Origin of the sequence: Caulobacter sp. D5, from assembly GCF_003185805.1 — a bacterium.
Lineage (GTDB): Bacteria > Pseudomonadota > Alphaproteobacteria > Caulobacterales > Caulobacteraceae > Caulobacter.
Genome location: NZ_QHJY01000540.1, coordinates 1 through 1,613, shown reverse-complemented (window position 1 = coordinate 1,613; position 1,613 = coordinate 1). Strand labels below are relative to the sequence as shown.

Sequence of the window (1,613 nt, the reverse complement as noted above, 5' to 3'; positions counted from 1 at the left end):
CTGGGCGCGCCGCTCACGCCGAAGTCCACGCCCTGGCCGACCAGCCGCGCATAGTCGGCCACCGACAAGCCCGAGAGGCCGCCGGGCGGCACGCTGTTGACGTTGCCGATGCCGCCGTCCGAGCGCATCCGCGCCGCCCCGACGGTGCGATAGGTCTTGGCCAGCACGCCCACGCGCCAGTCGATCGGGCCTGTGCGGTCCTCCAGGTCCATCGCCAGCGACCGATAGCTGTTGTCCACCCAGTTGGGATCCGAGCGGAACTCGCTGGCGGTCCAGGCGCCGGGCGTGGCGAGGGCCGCGTCGCCGAAGCTCAGGGCCGGCCGGTCGCCGTCCGAGAAGTCGTAGGCGAAGCCGTCGACGTCGAACTGTTCCAGATAGAGGGTCTGCTGCACCGGGTTGCTGAAGTCCGAGCGGCTGAAGCCCAGCAGCATCCGCCCCTCGACGCCCTCCCGGAAGCGATGGCTGGCCGCCAGGGTGGTCTGGCGGAAGACGGTGCTCAGCTCGTCCCGCCGGGCTTCGGAGCGCACGTCCACCCCGTCGAAGCGGCCCGCGATCAGCACCGGTTTGCGGCCGCCGTACATGAAGATGTCGCCCTGCGTCACCGTCACCGCGTTCAAGCCGCAGCGCGGATCGGCCGGCGCGCCGCAGACGCCCGGCGTGCGGAAGGTGAAGCTCTCCAGCAGGTTCTCGCGCCGGTTCGAGCGCAGCTCGGCGTAGATCACGTCCAGCGCGATGCGTGTCGCGTCGCCGGGCCGCCACTCCAGCGAGCCGGTCAGGCCCAGCCGCTGCTGGTCGATCTCGACCAGCTCCAGGCGCGGGATGCGGGCGTGCAGGGCGGCATTGACGGCGGCCAGGTCCAGCGGGGGCAGGGCGGCGCCGAACCCCGGCGCGACGGCGTCTCCCGTCTCCCACTGGCCGGCGCTGGCCCCGGCCTCCAGCGTCGAGCGGCCCGAATAGGCGGCCGAGACCAGCACGCCCAACCGGCTCGCGCCGTCGCGCCCCGACAGCACCGCCGACACCCGTGGCCGCGCCCGGTCCGACAGGGTCTGGTAGCCGGCCTCGGCCGCCAGCATGGCGTGCCGTCTCGGCAGCTCCAGCGGCGAGCGGGTGCGCATGTCGACCGTCGCCCCCAGCGAGCCCTCATCGAGGTCGGCCGAGGCGGTTTTCTGCAGGCGGACCTGCTTGAAGAGGTCGGCGGCGAAGACGTTGTAGTCGAAGGCCCGGCCGCGGTTGGTGCCGCCGATGGCGTTGCTGGCCCCGAAGGTCGCCAGGGTCTCCATGCCGTTGACGCGCACGCGGGTGAAGCGACCGCCGACCCCGCGCACGGCGATCTGGCGGGCCTCTCCGGCCTCGGGACCCGCCGCCACGCCGGGGATCTGCCGCAGGGCGTCGGCCAGGCCCAGGGCGCCGGCGCCTCGAAGCTGCTCCTCCAGCAGCACGTCGACCTGGCCCGGCGCGTCGCGGGCGGCGTCCTGCGTGGGTTCAGCCAGCGGCCTGGCCACCACGCTGATCGCCGAGACGGTGATCAACTCTTCCGTCTCGGTCACGGGAGGCGGCGGGCGGCTGACCGACGGCGCCGTGACCACCACCTCGCTGCGCCGCCGCAGCGAGAC

General features: G+C 73.6%; 1 protein-coding gene. It reads right to left on the bottom strand.

Annotated elements, in window-relative coordinates:
- A partial coding sequence (locus DMC18_RS24970) for a TonB-dependent receptor plug domain-containing protein (protein WP_233248295.1) occupies nucleotides 1-1,502 on the bottom strand: 1,502 nt, incomplete at its 3' end.
- Nucleotides 1,503-1,613 lie beyond the last annotated feature (111 nt).